General features: G+C 38.3%; 14 protein-coding genes. 10 read left to right on the plus strand and 4 right to left on the minus strand.

From position 1 onward, the window contains the following. Window positions 1–14 precede the first annotated feature (14 nt). From BO15_RS0105055 to BO15_RS0105095, 8 genes are all read left to right on the plus strand, one after another. Window positions 15–542, plus strand: coding sequence for a transcription repressor NadR (locus BO15_RS0105055; RefSeq protein ID WP_033152949.1), 528 nt, complete (start codon window positions 15–17; stop codon window positions 540–542). A gap of 198 nt (window positions 543–740) precedes the next feature. Next, entirely contained in the window at window positions 741–1,415 is a 675-nt protein-coding gene (ung, locus tag BO15_RS0105060) for a uracil-DNA glycosylase (RefSeq protein ID WP_033152951.1), read from the plus strand. Between the two features lie 142 nt (window positions 1,416–1,557). Further along, on the plus strand, window positions 1,558–4,002 hold the full coding sequence (locus tag BO15_RS0105065) for an ATP-binding protein (RefSeq protein ID WP_052169774.1): 2,445 nt from the start codon (window positions 1,558–1,560) through the stop codon (window positions 4,000–4,002). Window positions 4,003–4,018: 16 nt separating this feature from the next. Further along, window positions 4,019–4,789 (plus strand): response regulator, encoded by a 771-nt coding sequence (locus tag BO15_RS0105070; protein ID WP_033152953.1) that lies wholly within the window; start codon window positions 4,019–4,021, stop codon window positions 4,787–4,789. A 126-nt stretch (window positions 4,790–4,915) separates the two neighbouring features. Further along, a complete protein-coding gene (locus tag BO15_RS0105075) occupies window positions 4,916–6,985 on the plus strand; it encodes a methyl-accepting chemotaxis protein (protein WP_033152955.1) in 2,070 nt (689 codons plus the stop codon). Window positions 6,986–7,136: 151 nt separating this feature from the next. Further along, entirely contained in the window at window positions 7,137–7,973 is an 837-nt protein-coding gene (locus BO15_RS0105080) for a Cof-type HAD-IIB family hydrolase (RefSeq protein ID WP_033152957.1), read from the plus strand. 701 nt (window positions 7,974–8,674) lie between these two features. After that, window positions 8,675–9,760: a metallophosphoesterase family protein gene (locus BO15_RS0105090; RefSeq protein ID WP_033152967.1), complete on the plus strand. Its 1,086-nt coding sequence runs from the start codon at window positions 8,675–8,677 to the stop codon at window positions 9,758–9,760. Next, window positions 9,757–12,429: an AAA family ATPase gene (locus BO15_RS0105095; protein ID WP_033152969.1), complete on the plus strand. Its 2,673-nt coding sequence runs from the start codon at window positions 9,757–9,759 to the stop codon at window positions 12,427–12,429. The genes BO15_RS0105090 and BO15_RS0105095 overlap by 4 nt, the downstream gene beginning before the upstream one ends. A gap of 3 nt (window positions 12,430–12,432) precedes the next feature. Here the strand turns inward: BO15_RS0105095 and BO15_RS0105100 are convergent, their stop codons facing one another. The 3 genes from BO15_RS0105100 to BO15_RS0105110 are packed head-to-tail and all read right to left on the minus strand — an operon-like array spanning window position 12,433 to window position 15,382. Further along, window positions 12,433–12,705 carry a hypothetical protein gene (locus BO15_RS0105100; RefSeq protein WP_052169775.1) on the minus strand — a complete coding sequence of 91 codons (273 nt, stop codon included), beginning with the start codon at window positions 12,703–12,705 and terminating at the stop codon, window positions 12,433–12,435. A 9-nt stretch (window positions 12,706–12,714) separates the two neighbouring features. Continuing rightward, complete coding sequence (gene murD, locus BO15_RS0105105) at window positions 12,715–14,004, minus strand: UDP-N-acetylmuramoyl-L-alanine--D-glutamate ligase (RefSeq protein WP_033152970.1); 1,290 nt, start codon at window positions 14,002–14,004, stop codon at window positions 12,715–12,717. Continuing rightward, window positions 13,988–15,382, minus strand: a complete 1,395-nt coding sequence (locus tag BO15_RS0105110) for a hypothetical protein (RefSeq protein ID WP_033152972.1) — start codon at window positions 15,380–15,382, stop codon at window positions 13,988–13,990. The genes murD and BO15_RS0105110 overlap by 17 nt, the downstream gene beginning before the upstream one ends. Window positions 15,383–15,471: 89 nt before the next feature. On the opposite strand from BO15_RS0105110, the gene BO15_RS0105115 reads away from it, so the two are divergent. After that, complete coding sequence (locus BO15_RS0105115) at window positions 15,472–16,437, plus strand: helix-turn-helix transcriptional regulator (RefSeq protein ID WP_033152974.1); 966 nt, start codon at window positions 15,472–15,474, stop codon at window positions 16,435–16,437. Between the two features lie 35 nt (window positions 16,438–16,472). On the opposite strand, the gene ymfI is transcribed toward BO15_RS0105115, so the two are convergent. Then, window positions 16,473–17,204, minus strand: coding sequence for an elongation factor P 5-aminopentanone reductase (gene ymfI, locus BO15_RS0105120; protein ID WP_052169776.1), 732 nt, complete (start codon window positions 17,202–17,204; stop codon window positions 16,473–16,475). Between the two features lie 232 nt (window positions 17,205–17,436). On the opposite strand from ymfI, the gene hpf reads away from it, so the two are divergent. Further along, on the plus strand, window positions 17,437–17,970 hold the full coding sequence (hpf, locus tag BO15_RS0105125; RefSeq protein ID WP_033152975.1) for a ribosome hibernation-promoting factor, HPF/YfiA family: 534 nt from the start codon (window positions 17,437–17,439) through the stop codon (window positions 17,968–17,970). The last annotated feature ends 15 nt before the right edge of the window (window positions 17,971–17,985 follow it).

Below are 17,985 nucleotides of genomic sequence, written 5' to 3' on the forward strand. Positions count from 1 at the left end.
TAAAGGGAGGAACTATGGACGGACAGGCAAGAAGAAAAAGACTTATAGAGATAATTCGAAAATCGGATAAGCCTGTATCGGGCACAGCCTTGGCAAACGAGCTTGATGTTAGTCGCCAGGTTGTGGTTACGGATATTGCATTAATTAGAGCTAATGGCATAGAAATCACATCAACAAACCGAGGATATGTGTTAGCATCGGAGAACAAATGCAAAAGAATAATAAAGAGTCATCACAATGATGATCAGATATTGGATGAGCTTTTTGCAATAGTTGATAATGGTGGTTGTGCAGAAAATATCATTATTAACCATCGTTTTTATAATCGCCTCGAGGCGCCACTTAATGTTAGCTCAAGAAGGCAAGCAAAGGAATTTATGGAGGCGATAGTTTCCGGAAAATCAAAATCCCTAAGCTCTGCTACAAGTGGATACCATTATCATATCATTAGTGCAGATAACGAGGAAACACTTGATATTATTGAACAGGAGCTTAAGGATTTAGGCTTTTGGTTACCTTTAGATGATTGGATTTTGCAGTAGCAAAATCCAATTTTTTCCTAATAAAGTATGAATGCAAAGTTGATTTTTCTCGTCAAGCATGAAAGATTAATAGGCAATTGAGCACGTAAAAAGAATAAATATGAATAGATGTGCGTTAAAAGATGCCGCAGATGTGATTTGTGGAAACCTTTGCAATATTCATAATATTATGACAAATTAGAAACGAAAGGATGTAGTATGTCAGCAATTACAAATGATTGGCTTGAGCCTCTCACTCCAGAGTTTAAAAAGCCATACTATAAAAATTTATACGAAACAGTAAAAAAGGAATATCACGAGCATCTGGTTTATCCACCAGCAGATGATATTTTTAATGCTTTCGATTTCACACCGTTATCTGAGGTAAAGGTTGTTATTATTGGACAGGATCCATATCATGAGCCAGGGCAGGCACATGGCCTTTGCTTTTCGGTAAAACCGGGAGTGAAAACACCACCTTCACTTGTGAATATATATAAAGAGCTAAACGATGACTTGGGATGTTATATTCCAAACAATGGTTATCTGGAGAAATGGGCAAGACAGGGTGTTCTTATGCTTAACAATGTGCTTACAGTTAGGGCTCATCAGGCTGCCAGCCATGCAGGTATTGGTTGGGAGCAGTTTACAGATGCGGTTATCGACATTCTGAATCAGCAGGATCGTCCGATAGTATTTTTGCTTTGGGGTTCACCAGCAGCAAAAAAATGCGCAAAGCTTAATAACCCAAATCATTTAATACTGAAAGCACCACACCCATCACCTCTTTCTGCATATAGAGGATTCTTTGGCTGCAAGCACTTTTCGCAGACCAATGAATTCTTGAAATCTAAGGGTTTAAGCCCCATTGACTGGCAGATTGAGAATATATAGGTGACAAATGTGATGCCTTCACAGTTTTTTCACGAATTATTCGTGTGTCCGGTATTGTACAATTTTATTTATTCCATTATATTTATTTTAGGGTATTTTCGGCGAAAATACACACTTTGTAAGGAATAATGGGGACGTTGTTTTGAATAAACTTAAGGCATTTCAGAAAAAGTTTTTTAGTCCAGACCTACCTATAGATTTGGTTTTATTTAACATCATAACTATTGTTGGATTTATTGGTGGAGTTATTACAATTCCATTCAATATAATCAATGGTATGTCTGGAATTTTGACTGCAGTAATTATTGTTTCGGTAGTAATAGATGCAGTTTGCATATATATGGCCAACTATATGAACAGGCTGAAAAACAGCACAATAGCTGTATGTTTTGTGGTTGGAATAGCTCTCTTCCCTGTAATGTTCTTTGTTACAGGAGGAATCAACAGTGGAATGGTCTGCTGGTTTTCCATGGGACTAATTTTTATTTTCATGCTTTTGGATGGCATGGATTTCTTGTTTATGTTATTAACTGATGTGGCAATCATTATTGGTTGCTACGTTATTTCTTATTATCATCCAGAATATGTTGTGAGCTTACAGACAAAGCGAAGTGTATTTTTTGATGTTGTGCAATCAATGATGATTAGCGCTTTTGCTATTGGCTCCATCATCAAATTCCAAAGATCGATTTATGAAAAACTATATAGACAGGCAGCAATAAATAATGATGATTTGCTAGAAAAAACTTTGCAGGCTAAGAAGGCGGAGAAGCAGGCTCAGATTGCAACAGAAGCAAAGAGTAATTTCCTTGCAAATATGTCTCACGAAATCAGAACTCCTATCAATACCATTATGGGTATGGATGAAATGATTCTGAGAGAAACATCAGAACAGGTTGTTGAAGAATATGCCCTTGATATAAAGACTGCATCACAGAATTTGCTTTCTCTGATTAATGATATTTTGGATATCACCAAGATCGAATCCGGTAAGTTGGGCATCGTCAAAGGCGAATATGATTTCATGAGCCTTATGCATGATGTTTTGAATAATGTTGTGCTGAGGGCAAAAGAAAAGAATTTGGAATTAAAGCTTAACATTGCAAGCAATATTCCTTGCAACATGCTAGGTGATGATATTCGAATCAAACAGGTTCTTACAAATATCATTACAAATGCAGTTAAGTATACTCAGGAAGGCTACATTGAAATAACCACCACATGTAAAAAGAGCTTTGGAGAGTACGTTGAGCTTACATTCTCTGTTAAAGATACAGGTATTGGAATTAAGCCAGAGGACATTAAAAGGATGTTTGAGTCCTTTGAAAGACTGGAAGTTAATAGAAATAGAAACATTGAAGGCGCAGGCCTTGGAATGCCCATTACTCAAAATCTTCTTAAGATGATGGGCAGCACATTAAATGTAGATAGTACCTATGGCGAGGGCTCTACTTTTTCATTTACAATCAGTCAGGAGGTTGTTAATCCTGAGCCAATCGGAGATTTCGAGCAAAAGCTAAAGCAGCTTACTTCAAATTATGAGTACAGCACAAGCTTTGAGGCGCCAAATGCTACTTTCCTTGTAGTAGATGACAATGCTATGAACCGCAAGGTATTTGTGGCTTTGCTTAGAGATTCAAAGGTAAAAGTTGTTGAAGCTGAAAATGGATATGACTGTTTGCAACTTATCAAGAATCAGCATTTCGATATGATTTTCCTGGATCATATGATGCCTGGTATGGATGGTGTCGAAACCTTCAAAGCTATGGCAAAGCTTGAAGGTAATAAGTGCTTGGGCACACCGGTAATTGCTCTTACTGCAAATGCTATTGCGGGAGCAAAAGAAAGATATTTAACACTTGGCTTCCACGGTTTCCTTTCGAAGCCAGTAGTTCCAGCACAGCTTGAAAAAACAATCCGCGATTTCCTTCCAGAGTCCTTACTAGAGTATCACGAGCCGGATGCAAAAGATGAGGCAAGGAAGAATCGCGTTAAGAAAATCGAGCTTCCTGATATTGAAGGAATTGATTGGGATTATGCACTGCTTCATTTCCCTGATACAAACATGGTATTTCAGACGGCAGTGGATTTTTATGATTCAATAATGTTTGAAAGGGATGAGATTCTTCGGTATTATAAAGATATAGACAGCGGAAATACACTTGAAGATTACCGTATAAAAGTTCACGCTGTTAAAAGCATGGCTAATACAATCGGTGCCACAGCCTTAGGTGGACTTGCAAAGACCTGTGAGTTCGCTGCAAAAGATAATAATATCGATAGAATAAAAGCAATTACACCAATTCTTATTGAAGAGTTGGAAATAATGCATGACAGACTGAAGGTTCTTTCTTCGGATGTTGAAAAACCTAAGTTAGAGGATATTGACGAGTTATTTGCTTTGCTAGAAATGTTAAAGATGTCTATTATGACACATGACTCAGAGCAGGCTGATAATATTATGAAACAGATTATGTCATATTCTTATGATGAAGATAAACAAATCAAATTGGAGCAACTAAATCTTCGTATTATGAATCTAGAAGAAGATGAGGCACTTGCAGATATTGAAGAGCTACAAAGCTAGTTAAGGAGAATACAAAATGCGTAAAATACTTATAGTGGGAGATTTTAGTAACGAATCACCATCAGATGTAAATTCATTCCTTGCACAACATTTCCATACACAGTTATGTACTAGTAGTGCAAAAATAGTTAAGAGCATGTTGAAGTTATACGCTCCTGATTTAGTTTTGATGGACATTGACGACTTTGAAACACATCAGGAAGATATTTTTGAAGCGATTCGAGAGTACAACGATCAACTTCCTGTAATAACATTTGGTCGCGAGCTCAAGAAGCAAATGTTTATTTCTTACTACTATTCAGGACAGTGCAAGCATATTCAGCAGCCTAGCCGTGAGGAAATTATAAAAGAAATCTGTAAGGCTTTCAGCATGAATGCAGATGCTATTCTGAACGCTGTAGTGGAAACTGAGAAGCGCCATATCATTGTTGTAGATGATAATCCAGTGCTCCTTAGAAATATGCGAAATATGCTTCAAGATAAATATCGAGTTACACTTGCTACATCTGCTGCTCAGTGCATGAAGGCTATGGGCCAGGATAGGCCAGACTTAATCATTCTTGATTATGAGATGCCAGTTGTAGATGGTAAGCAGACTCTTGAAATGATTAGAGCAGAGGATGATTACAAAAATGTTCCAGTTATTTTCCTCACAGGAATAGCGGATAAGGAGCATGTAGATGCCGTGCTCGATTTAAAACCAGCAGGCTATTTTGTAAAGCCACCAATGCAGACAAAAATCATAAATGCGATAGAGAATATCTTCTTAAAACAATCTGAATCGTAAGCTTAGCGCCCTTAGGGGCGCTTTTTTATGCACAAAATGTTCACTTGATGACGTTGAATTTTCAACATTTATACACAATTATAGATTAAAATAAAATCAATTATCAGACAATATGGAGGGGTAAGTATGAGTTTTAAGAAAATCGGGACAAAGATGTTGGTAATGATTTTACCAATACTCGTAATAGCACAGATAGTGTTGACTATTATGTCTGCAACATCAAGTGACGCTCTTGTGGATACAAAAACTCAAGAGTCTATGAGTGCAGAATTGCGAGCTAATAGTTCTGAGGTAAGCGGATATTTGCAGGATGTTGAAACTCTAGCAGATTCCATCGCTATCAGTGTTGCTTCATCATATACATACACAACATGGGAAGCATATGAGAAAATGCTTCAGGATATGATTGCAACAAACGATATCGTATTAGGCTCAGGATTGTGGTTCGAACCATATGCCTACGACCCAGAGCAACAATATTATGGTCCATATGTATATAAGGATGGTGACAAATCAGTTACTACATGGGAATATAGTAATTCCACATATGATTATTTCGCTCAGGAATACTATACAAATGCAATGGCAAGCGATGGCCCTGTAATAACGGACCCATATTATGATCCAACATCAGGAACAGTAATGTCCTCATGTTCTACTCCTATTGTTGTAAACGGCACAAAGATTGGCTGCGTTACAGTAGATATCGAACTTTCCGCTATTACCGAAATTATTAGTAATGTAACAGTAGGAAAAACAGGTGTAGGCATCCTTACATCTGCAGACGGTTTACTTATTGCAGGATATGATGACGAAAAAGTTCAATCAGGTGCCTATTTAACAGAAGATGATAATGCATCTGTTGTATCGATGATGAGTACAGTGCTTGCTGAAGATGAAGGAACATCTGGATATACCGCAGGAAAGACTGATTACAAAGTATACTTTGATACTATAGATTTGACAGGATGGAAGCTTATGGTTTCCATTGATGCATATGAATTAAAACAGCCAATATACCTGTTAATCAATCGTTTAGTAATCGTATGTATTGTGGCATTGGTAGTAGCAATAGTAATTATTGTTATGGGTATCGGTGGCGTGGCCAAGACAATCAGAAAGGTTCAAAACTTTGCTACAGAGCTTGCGGAAGGCGATTTTACAATTGAGAAGCTTTCTGTAAAAGGTAAGGATGAGCTTGCTGTAATGTCAACCTCATTGAATGATATGTACGGCAATAACAAGGGTGTTATTCAAAGTATTTCAGATTATTCAGTGGATATTAACGAGGCGAGCAATAATCTTAAATCTTCTGCGAATGAGCTGAAGATTGAGTTCGATAAGATTGTAGATATTATGACAGCTGTAAACGAGGATATGATGAATTCCTCAGCTGCAACACAGCAGCTTTCAGCATCTGTTGAGCAGGTTGCAATGTCTACAGACAGCTTAAATGATGAGACTAAAGGCAGCTTGGATCTTGCTATTGATATTCAGAAGAGAGCTACAGAAATCGGCAAGAACAGCCAGGAGGCCTTCGATAAATCTCAAACCTTGCAGTCTAGCTTCGAGACCAAGCTGGAAGACAGTATTGCACAGTCTCAGGTTGTTGAAAACATTGGTGAGATGGCAAGTGTAATTGCAGACATTGCAGATCAGATTACATTGCTCTCTCTTAATGCATCAATTGAGGCAGCACGTGCAGGCGAGCAAGGAAAAGGCTTCGCAGTTGTAGCAACAGAAATTGGTAAGTTGGCAGGTCAGACAACAGATTCTGTAGAGAAGATTCAGGAAACTATTTCTGCTATACAGGATGCCTTTGAAGGCCTTGCTACTAACGCTAAATCCCTTCTTGACTATGTTTCAAATACAGTAACACCAGATTATAAAAACTTTGTAGGTGTTGCTGAAAGATATGGACAGGATGCAGAATCAATTAAAGAAACATCTGAGAAGCTTTCAAATATGACTGAATCAATTCAGGAAATTATGAACGAGGTTAAATCAGCAATTCAAAATATTGCAGAGGCCACTCAGAATACAGCAGCAAATAGTGGCGAAGTAATGGATTCTGTTTCCGAGCTATCTGAGACAGTAACTGAGATTAATGGAATGTCAGATAAGCAAAATGGCATTGCACATGATTTAACAAGGGTTGTTAGTCAGTTTAAGTTGGACACTGAAAACAATATTTAACCTAAATAATACTCAATATTGATAAGGGGTGGGGCCATTTATGTAATCATAGGTGACCTCACTTTTTTATGTATATTTTAGAAAATAATAGTCTAGACAGATAATTTCAATTATGGAATAATCGAATTAATTACGACGAGGTCTAGTTATTATGAGTAAGAAAGTTATTTTTTTTGATATTGATGGTACACTCATCAATTTTGGCGGGGAATTTCCAGAATCTGCCAAGGAAGCTTTAAGATTGGCTAAGGCTAATGGCCACAAGATTATTTTATGTACAGGCAGAAGCATCTGCCAAATCGAAGAAAGATTATTAGAATTCGGATTCGACGGATTCGTATCTGCAGCAGGAGCTAATGTTTCATATGGAGGAAAAGAGATTTTTGCAAACTATATGACAGAGGCACAGCTATCTAAACTTCTTGATTTTATGAAATCTCAAGAAATGATATACATGCTTCAATGCACGGATAAGGTGGTTGGTACTACAGAGTGTTTTGAGGCGATGCATGAGAATTTTAAGAAACGTCTAAAGGGTAAGGTTCCAAAGAATATTTCACAGATTTTCGAGCATGAATATGTAGATGACAATTTAATAAATAACGCAGGTAAGTATAAAAATGCGGAGAAAATATGCTATTACAAGGCAGGATTATCGCTGGGACAGATAAAAGAGATGCTTGGGGAAGATTACTACATTACTGCCATGAGCTTTAAAAATGAAAACGAATCCTCTGGTGAAATAGCAGTTGGTGGAATTACAAAGGCTGTAGGAATGGAAAAGCTTGTGGAATACTTGGGAATCAAAAGAGAAGACACAGTTGCCTTTGGAGATGGACCAAACGATTTTGAAATGATTGAATATGCTGGCATTGGGGTTGCCATGGGAAATGCTTCAGATGATTTAAAGGCGATAGCGGATTTCGTTACAACGAATATCACTGAAGACGGAATATATAATGGGATGAAGGAATTGAATTTAATCTAGGTCTACAGACCGGGCTCCCCCACTGTGGTACGGGCGCTTGCACTGCAATGGAGTGACGATTTCGCGAATATTATAGTTTTTCTTGGTACAAAAGGAGAACACACTGTGAGTGTCTTGTTGCGGGATGAACCTTTTCTGAATCTGTATAGGCTAGGACGGACACTTTTAAACTATAAATATGGATTTCCAAAGCTATGGTACCTTGGGTTCATATTACATTCGCTAAGTAGAACTAAAAAAGAGATATTTGTATGTATGAGCACCGTGGCACATTCAACATCGTGTTTCAGCGTGACCACTGCTGTCGCCGTCCTGGCGACAGCTGCTCATCCATATCAAATATCTCTTTTTGTTCTACTAAGCTTTTTCCAAAATCACCCAAAGGTTACCATAGTTTTTGAAATCCATAATCTAATCAAGAACCATGTGTCCGTCCATAGACATACAGATTCAGAAAATGTACAGACCTGCAAAAGACACCACAAATTAGTGTGTTCTCCTTGTACCTTAGAAAAACATAATATTCATGCGATGTCACTCTCTTGCAGTTTCAGCGCCCGTGTTACAGTGGGGGAGCCCGGCCCTATGAAAAAGTGAATAGTGGGTGCCGTTACTTTTTGGTGAAAAAGAAGATGTAACGGGGGCGGGAGTTGTGCTAGAATTATAGGCAAGAATAAGGGAGAAATTGTTAGGGAGATTGTATGCGAATTATTCATTGTGCAGACCTGCACTTAGACTCCAAGATGGAAAGCAATCTTGATAAAGACCAGGCACTTCTTAGGCGTTCGGAGTTGATAGAGACTTTTGAACGTATGGTAGAGTACGCTCTCGATAATCAGGTGCGTGCTATTCTTATTGCCGGAGATTTATTCGATAAAATCCACATTAGAAAAGAAGTTAAAAGAAGAGTTGTTGAGCAGATAGTAAATAATCCTCAGATTGAGTTTTATTATCTGAAGGGCAACCATGATAGATGCGACTTTATGGAAGAGGGTATAGATGAGATACCTTCTAATTTCCATATGTTTACAGATGATGGATGGACTAGCTATGAGCTAGATGATGTTGTGATTACTGGTATGGAGATTAACTCTGCAAACGTTGCAACTATGGCTCAACGTTTGGTGCTTGATTCTGCAAACACTAATATCGTTATGTTGCATGGGCAGCAGTCTGATTATGATGGCAGGGATGGTGCTGAAATCATCAATACCACTGCTTTAAAGGGCAAGTTTATTGATTATCTTGCTCTTGGTCATGTGCATAAATATATTTATGAGCAGTTGGATGATAGAGGTGTGTATTGCTATCCAGGCTGTCTTGAGGGTCGTGGCTTCGATGAAACTGGAGATAAGGGCTTTGTGCTGATGGATATAGATGATGGAAAAATCACATCAGAGTTTATTCCATTTGCCCTTAGAAGACTTCATGAAATTCAGGTAGAAGTTACAGCTGATATGTCCCTTCAGGATACAGTGGCAAAGGCAAAGGAATTGCTACTTGATGTAGACGACCAGGACCTTATCAAGTTCGTTATTACTGGCGAACGTGAGCTGGATGACGAGCTTGATATTGTACGGTTTGTGCGTTTGTTTGAGAATAAATATTTCTTCGTAAAATGTTATGACAGAACAAAGACATTGGTTGATTATGATAGCTTCAAATACGACAAGAGCTTGAAGGGCGAATTTGTCCGTCTGGTTCAGGCTCAGGATATGGATGAAGAGGAGAAAGCCAAGATTATCGAACTAGGAATTAGAGCCATTATGGGGGAGGATATTGAATGAAATTAGTATCATGCTATATTGCCCACTTTGGCAAGATTACAGAATTTAAATACGATTTTGATGAAGGTTTCAATCCAATACTTCAGGAAAATGGATGGGGCAAAACCACATTTTCAGTATTCATTAAGGCCATGTTTTATGGATTGGAATATTCTCCAAATACAAAGAAAAAGCTTTTAGAGAGAAATCATTATCTTCCATGGGATGGTAGTCTTTGTGGAGGAAATATCGTCTTTACGGCAAAAGACCGTAGATACCGAATCGAGCGTACCTTTGGCAAGACAGATAAGGATGATACATTCGCTCTTTACGATGATGTGACAGGCCTTTTGTCAAACGACTATACCGAGGATATTGGTGAAGAATTATTCAGAGTTGATAGGGATTCATTTGAGAAGAGTGTATATATTCCACAGCTTTCTTTGGGAACAGGAATGACAGATTCCCTCAATGCAAAAATGGGAAATCTTACTGCTGCCAGAGATGACATCAGCAACTTTGATGTAGCCTTAAAGAGCGTAAAGGATGCACGTGTTGAATACACTAGAAATAGTAAAATCAATCCAGGCAAGCTTTATGGCGTTAAAAGCGAAATAAATAAATGCAAGGAAGAATACGAAAAGCTTCCAGCTATAGAGGAAAGTGTTGAGGCCATGAGTTGCCTGGTAGAGGAAAAGCAGGGCAATCTTAATCAGCTTAATGCAGAAAAAACTAAGCTGGCCGAGACAATTCAGCTTCAAAGTAAAAAGGAGCAGGAGCTTGGTGCATACAGAATTCATAAAGAAAACTTAGATAGCGAGCTTGGCAAGCTGTCGGAGTTAGAAGAATTCTTTAAAGCAGGGATTCCTAGCGATGATGAAATTGTTATGCTGGAACAGACTGAGCGAGATTTGGCTGTTCATGAGCGTGCCCTAAGAGGATTATCAGAGGATAGAAGTAGAGAGACACCAGTTTTTGATAAGCCATTTACAGAGAGAATACCAGATGATTCTGAGTTTGCTATGTGGAACAAAATGGCATCGAATCTTTCAGAGCTCCGTGCAAAGGCAGAGCATTCAAAACTCTCAGAGGAATCCAATAAGCAGCTCACAGAGCTTAAATTCTTCTTTGATAAAATGGAGCCTACCGACGAACAGCTTTCTCATATAGAACGCCAGACAACTTTGATTACTGGCCTTGAGGCAAGGGTGAGTCAAAGCAACGAAAGGCTTATCGCCCTTAGAGCGGAGCGAGAGGCAAATGAAAAACTCAACAAGAAAAATACAGTTAGCGTTTGGCACATTATTGGCACAATCTTCCTGGCAATCTTTATTATGACAGGTGTTGTGTTTAGCAACTATCTGACAGATATTGTTGGAAGAATTGTAGAAATAGTCAGCTTTGTGGCCATCATTGTGGATGTGGTTATTCTTTCAATCAGCGGAAGACGTACTCACAAGAATAAAATGAAACAGGCTGCAGAATACGAGGAGCGTGTATCGGAAGAAGAGGATGCCCTTGAACTCAGCACATTAGAGCTTAGAGAATTGCAGGAAGAGTGCTCAGAATTTCTGTCCCACTTCCTTCTTACCAGAGCTGATACCATGCAGGAAAATGTATACGAAATTCGTAGAAAGCTGGATCAGTATCGACATCTTCTTGAAGAAGAAAAATCAAGACATCAGGAAGCAGAAGGCACACTTGATGAGCTTGCAGATTTGCAGCTAGAGCTATACACAAAGATACAGCCTTTTGCTACATGGTATGGAATCAATCTCTACGAAATGGGCGGGGAATACGAATTCCTTGCACAGCTCAAAAAGGATGCTGAAAAGTATGCAAAATACCTTGAGGAGCAGGAAGAGATTGACAGTCATGAAAGCTCTATAAAGACTATGACTGAGGATATTAACAATATCCTTTCAAGATATCCAATTGATAAGTCGCTTGAGCGTCTTGAACAGATTCAAAGCATCAGTATTAAAAAGCGCGCCTACACTGCTATAAAAGAGCGTGTGGACAACCTCAAAGAAGAAATCGCTAAGTTTGAGGAAATGTACGATGTGAATGAGCAGGTTCAGTCAGTGGATGATCTTCAGCAAAAGCAAAATGCTTTGGATGAACAAATCATGGAGCTTAATAGACAAATCATGCAGGAGAAAGAAAATCTCGCACAGGCACTTGAGGATGTTGAAAGATTAAGCGATATTTCTGAGCAAATAGAACGTCTTGAGGTAAAGGAAAAGGAGTACAAAAAGAATGCTGAGCTTCTTACAAAGACAGAGGACTTCCTTCAAAGAGCCAGAGAAAGCTTCCAGTCTAAGTATATGCAACCGCTTCAAAATGGACTTCACAAATACCTTGGATTGATTAATGGTCCGGAGGCTACAAAATCAGGATATGCCATTGAGGATTTTGAGCTTGATATGGATTTAAATATAAAGCTGGCATATTCTGGAAGCACCAAAAGTGCTGAATATCTGTCTCAGGGATACCAGGATTTAGTTGCTCTTTGTTCCAGACTTGCTCTTGTTGACGTGCTTTATCCAGATGAGAAGCCAATTCTTATTTTGGATGATCCATTTACAAATCTTGATGACAAAAAAATAAAGGAGTCATTAAAACTCCTTCATAAAATTGCCGACGAACGACAAACAGTATATTTCACATGCCACGACAGTAGAATATAAATTCTACAGTTGTGGACGTGTTTTATATTCCAAGTGACCATCACGGACCCACTCATGGATGATGCTTCGGTCGATACCAAACTCTTGAGCAACAATCATTTCGTTGACATCATAGTTTTCATTAATGAACTCTTTCACTTTTGGAAAGAGTTCTTTTTTCATGCATTCTTTGCACTGGTCATAAGGTGAGCTAAGTGGTATACGTCTACCACATTTAGAACAGTGTTTAACTGCAGGACCTTCATCATTCAAAAAAGAATATCGTGTACTACCCATACTTTATCCTCATAGTCCAATATGTTCTTTAAAGAAATCGCCTCTCTGCTCAAAATTCTTGAAGTGACCATAGCTTGCTGAAGCTGGTGAAAGAATAACAGCAGTACCCTTAGATGCGTTTTCTTTTACATAGGTACAAGCATCTGCAAGTTCTTCTATGTAGTGTACATGAGTCATGAACTCATCGTTAGTAGCGGCCTTAAGCTTTTCTAAAATAACTTTTCCGCTATCATACATTAAAATAATATGCTCTAAGCTACGTGTTTGTAAAAATGCAACCAAAGGATCGTAGTCGATACCTCTGTCCATTCCGCCAAGAAGGATTGTGCCGGCATTTGGAATGGCTTTAATTGCACTAATGGCAGATTCTACAGTTGTAGAGATTGAATCATCATAGTAATCAACTCCATCTAAGGAGCCGAGGAACTGTAAACGATGAGCCAAAGTTTTAAAAGTAGTTAATGCCTGCTTGAATTCATCGTCAGTGATATCGTATCTTCTGCAGATATCGTAAACAAATGCTGTGTTGAAAAGATTGTGTGTACCGCGAAGTGTTACGCCTTCAATCTCATCAAATGAGTTGAAAGGTAAATCAGCGGATTTAACCTTGATAACAGTAGCTTTGCATTCTCCTGGAGCTGGCAAAAACTCTGGATTGCAGAAAAGGAAATCGCAGTAACCTTGATTTCTGTATATGTTTTTCTTGGCATTCCAGTATTTTTCAACTGTACCATAGTGATCCAGGTGATCCTCATAAAGATTTAAGAGGATTGCTTTTGATGGTGAATAATGAGCATATTCAAGCTGGTGGCAAGAAAGCTCAAATACAATAATTGTACGAGGATGAATCTGATCAGTGATATCGAAAATTGGTAATCCGATATTTCCTCCGAAGAGAACATCCTTACCACACTCCTTCAGTATATGATATAAAAGTGAAGATGTTGTGGATTTTCCCTTAGTTCCTGTAATTCCTATTGTCTGAGCACCATAAACCTGCAAAAATAGGTCTGCCTGACAGGTGATATGGCAGCTGTATTCTTTAATATCCTTAGGAAGAACAATTCCTGGGCTTTTGAAAACAACATCATATTCATCTAGGCAGTCAAGATAGTTGGCGCCGGTGATAACCTTGTGGCTTGATGTTAAATCGGAACTAACAGCATTTGCATCGGCAATATCAAGCACCTGGTACCCGCCTACAGAGCTAATCATACGAAAGCTTGATTGTCCTTCTCGTCCATATCCTAGAATTAAAACTTTTTTGTCTTTAATTAAATTTCTAATTGTTTCTTTCATTGTTAAGAGCGTCCTTGATTATATTTTCAAAGTATTCATTTAAAGCATGTTCTGTTGAATATTGCTTTATATATTTTGCAAATGGAATAGCTGGAACAACAGCTTCATCCTGATAGTGCTTAAGTAGTACAGGAAGAGGCATTTGACGAGCAGCGTATTTGCTGATTGCTTCAGTAACAGATGCATTTACCTCGTCGCGACTTCCAACGCATTCAAATGGCTTTTCTGGAAGAATGCCGCATAGCTTATCGAAATCTTCCATTAAGGTTTCATCCTCAAATAAGCGCTTTCCAAATATTGCATCCAATTCCTCAACTGAAAGATAAGGAGAAAGGATGATATAAACAAATAAGCACTTAGGGCAATGTCCGCACCAGATATCCTGCTTACTTCCTACATTACAGCTCTTGAAAATGCCATGGTATTTTTTGAAACGAGAAAACAGCATGGCAATCTGAAGCTCTGAAAGTGGACGAAGGAAGCTGAAATAAAATACACCAGAACCGATGTAATTTCTTTCGTAGCTTCTGAAATCAGCTTCAAATTCAAAGCTCTTTGAATACTGATGGTTTACATAGCTGTTAAGTACTGTGGATTCGTTTGCGCTACCTTCATTTGAAAGAGCTACAAAGCTTAATCCGTTAAGATATCCTGCGATGATGCTTGAAAAAGCAACTAAGGCAGAAAATGGTGTGTGACCGTTTAAGAATCCCTGCTTGTTTAAATCTAGCATGTTTTTATCTAATGTACGTTTTGCGTAGATTGTTTTATCTGTGAGATTTGCAACTTCAACAGTAGCATCTGTTGCACCTCTTGAATTGATTACATAGCAATTGATATCAGCTTTTTCTTTAAGCAATTCAATAGAAACAACGCTATCCTTGCCGCCACCTACAGGTATAAGAACCTTTGGCTTTTTATTAGTAGAAGCTGTAGGTATATCTACTGGGGTAAACTGGCGAGTAGTCTTGTCGCTTTCGCATTTAACTGTCATGAAGGCGTCGAAGTCTTCTTCGATTCCGTTTGTGTAGTAGAATTCACCAAGCCCATTAAAATAGAGCTTCTTCCACCAGCTAATCTGCTGGTCTGTAAGCTTTCTATCTTTAATAATAACGGTAGGAGGGCAAGCTATTTTCCAATAGCTAATAAGCTCTACCATACCAAGTGAAAATACCATATCATCAATAAGTGATTCGTCAATAGAATCTACAGCGTTGATGCGAGGTATGAACCAGGTTGGATGAAACTCTGATAATCCATCAATTGAAAAATCAAAGGTCATGCTAATGCCTTCGTCATTTAAATCGTACGAATATCCCTGATAAGTAAAGGTAGGATAATCTAATCTGCATTTTTTATAAAAATCTGTTCTACTCATATAATTCCTTTGAAACATTCTATAAATCTTTTATAATCAAATATATAATATATCATAATACTTTAATAAAAAATAGTTAAGGAGACGTTATGCCACACGTTGGAGGACAGAAGTATAAAATCATAAATGAATACCAAATCCTCATGAATGAAAGTGATGAACATCACCAAATCAATGCTATTGAAATGACAAGGCGTCTCGAAGCACGAGGAATCCCTGCAGAGAGAAAAACTGTCTATAAAGATATGGCTACGCTTATGGAAGCCGGTGTTGATGTGGTAAAAGGGGACAAAGGCTATTACATAGGCTCACGAGTATTTGAGCTTGCGGAACTCAAACTACTTGTGGATGCGGTAGGTGCATCAAAGTTCATATCTCAAAAGAAAACAAAGGAACTTGTGGAAAAGATAACCACGCTGGCCAGTATGGATGAAGCTGCTCAGTTGACTCGTCAGGTTGTTGTGCCAGAGAAAAGGTCCACGGGAAATGAAAAGATTTTCTATTCCATTGATGTGATTTACCAGTGCCTTGATAACAATAAAAAAATGTCTTTTAAATATCAGGACTGGACTCTCACAAAGGAGATGAAGCCTAGGCATGGTGGCAAAATTTATGTTGTAAGTCCCGCATTTCTTCTTAGAAATGATGAGAACTATTATCTTGTGGCATACGATGATGATAGCCAGCAGATAAGGCACTATCGCGTAGATAAAATAATATCTGCCGAGATGCTCGAAGAGGAAAGAAGCGGTGATAAACAGCGCGGTGCTCTTAATCCTCACGAATACGCAAAGCAACACATCAGTATGTTTGCAGGCGATGAAAGAGTGGTAACCATCAGATTTGATAAAAGATTGATTGGTGTTGTGCTGGATAAATTTGGGGCGGATATTGATATTCGAGCAGAAGGAGAAGATTTGGTTAGAGCTCGTATATCAGTTGCGGTTTCGCCTCAATTGTACGGCTGGCTTACAGGAATAGGGGCAACGATATGTTTTCCTGAGGAGGAAGAAAGGAAGTTTAAGGATTATATAAAAGCAATACTGGATAAGTAGGTGTAGAATAATGGAAAGTATTGATGGCGGAATAATTAAATATAGCCGCCATCCACACCAATAATTTGCCCTGTCATGTATGATGGGGCTTTTATTATGCCAAGAACTGTTTCAGCGATTTCTTCGGGTTGGCAGAAACGACCGATAGGTATTTCTTCTGCAAGCTCGGCTTTTTCATCGGCCGATAGCATTCCATTCATATCTGTATCAACTACACCGCAAGTGATAGCGTTAACGGCGATATTGTTTGGTGCTAGCTCCTTGGCTAAAGCCTTTGTAAAGGAATTGACTCCACCCTTTGTAGCAGAATAAGCAACTTCGCAGCTGGCTCCAACAGTGCCCCACATGGAGCTGATGTTGATAATATTTCCAGCCTTTTTATTAACCATTGAAGGTACCACAGCTTTTGCTGTGTAAAACAGTGGCGAAAGATTTGTGTTAACCATTGTGTTCCACTGGTCCACAGACATATCAGTTAATAAACCTATGTGAGCGATACCTGCATTGTTAACAAGCACATCTACCTGACCTAGTTTGGCAAGTGCATCCTTGCAAGAATCTATTACAAAGCTACTATCAGAAATATCACCTTGATAAGTGTATACCTCAACTTTATATTCATTTTTTAAATCTGAAGCTAATTGATTCAGCATTTCTATATTGTTATGACAAAACAATGCCAGATGATATCCTTCTGCAGCAAGGGCTACAGCAATGGCTTTTCCGATTCCTCGGCTGGCACCTGTGATAATTGCAGTTTTCTTCATAAATATACGCCTTTCCAATGTAATATCTGTGCTTAGTATAACACAATACGCCAAGGACTGTTGTATACACAATTAATAATTATTTAAGAAAGATTTCAGATAAAAGCCTTGAGAAAATGAAATACTATTGGTATAATTTTTACATGAAAAACTTCCTAGCAAATATAAAATTAGTGAATGTCACTAATCTGTTTTATAGTTTTTCAAATACGTCGCAAAGGTGGTAGACATCATGAAAACAACAATTACTGGAAAGAACATTGAGTTAACACAGGGATTAAAGGACGCAGTGGAGGAGCGTTTTAAGAAATTAGACAAATACTTCAATAAGGACACAGAAGCTATCGTTACTTTAGACGTAGAGAAAGGGCGTCAGAAAATAGAAGTTACTATTCCAATGAAAGGCTCTTATCTTAGAGCAGAGGAAGTTACTTCAGACATGTACGCTTCAATCGAAGCAGTTACAGACACATTAGAAGCTCAGTTAAAGAAACACAGAAATAAAATTATAGATAGGAAACAATCAGATTCTAGAACAATATTTGCACAGGATTTCATCGAGGAGAAGGAACAGGACGAGGAGACAATCCAGATTATCCGTAAGAAAACATTTGATATGAAGCCAATGTATGCCGAAGATGCATGCCTTGAAATGGAAATGTTAGGACATGATTTCTTTATGTTCCGCAACGCTGATACAGATGAAATCAACGTGGTTTACAAGAGAAAAAATGGAGCTTATGGCTTGATTGAACCAGAGTTCTAAATTCGCAATTTTATA

The organism is Pseudobutyrivibrio ruminis HUN009 (genome assembly GCF_000703005.1).
GTDB classification, from domain to species: Bacteria; Bacillota; Clostridia; order Lachnospirales; family Lachnospiraceae; genus Pseudobutyrivibrio; species Pseudobutyrivibrio ruminis_A.

Coding starts and splice junctions, on each gene's coding strand:
- BO15_RS0105110 (WP_033152972.1), bottom strand. CDS start 15,382: ATGAGTAGAACAGATTTTTATAAAAAATGCAGATTAGATTATCCTACC.
- BO15_RS0105055 (WP_033152949.1), top strand. CDS start 15: ATGGACGGACAGGCAAGAAGAAAAAGACTTATAGAGATAATTCGAAAA.
- ymfI (WP_052169776.1), bottom strand. CDS start 17,204: ATGAAGAAAACTGCAATTATCACAGGTGCCAGCCGAGGAATCGGAAAA.
- BO15_RS0105100 (WP_052169775.1), bottom strand. CDS start 12,705: ATGGGTAGTACACGATATTCTTTTTTGAATGATGAAGGTCCTGCAGTT.
- murD (WP_033152970.1), bottom strand. CDS start 14,004: ATGAAAGAAACAATTAGAAATTTAATTAAAGACAAAAAAGTTTTAATT.
- BO15_RS0105095 (WP_033152969.1), top strand. CDS start 9,757: ATGAAATTAGTATCATGCTATATTGCCCACTTTGGCAAGATTACAGAA.
- BO15_RS0105080 (WP_033152957.1), top strand. CDS start 7,137: ATGAGTAAGAAAGTTATTTTTTTTGATATTGATGGTACACTCATCAAT.
- BO15_RS0105115 (WP_033152974.1), top strand. CDS start 15,472: ATGCCACACGTTGGAGGACAGAAGTATAAAATCATAAATGAATACCAA.
- BO15_RS0105090 (WP_033152967.1), top strand. CDS start 8,675: ATGCGAATTATTCATTGTGCAGACCTGCACTTAGACTCCAAGATGGAA.
- ung (WP_033152951.1), top strand. CDS start 741: ATGTCAGCAATTACAAATGATTGGCTTGAGCCTCTCACTCCAGAGTTT.
- BO15_RS0105070 (WP_033152953.1), top strand. CDS start 4,019: ATGCGTAAAATACTTATAGTGGGAGATTTTAGTAACGAATCACCATCA.
- hpf (WP_033152975.1), top strand. CDS start 17,437: ATGAAAACAACAATTACTGGAAAGAACATTGAGTTAACACAGGGATTA.
- BO15_RS0105075 (WP_033152955.1), top strand. CDS start 4,916: ATGAGTTTTAAGAAAATCGGGACAAAGATGTTGGTAATGATTTTACCA.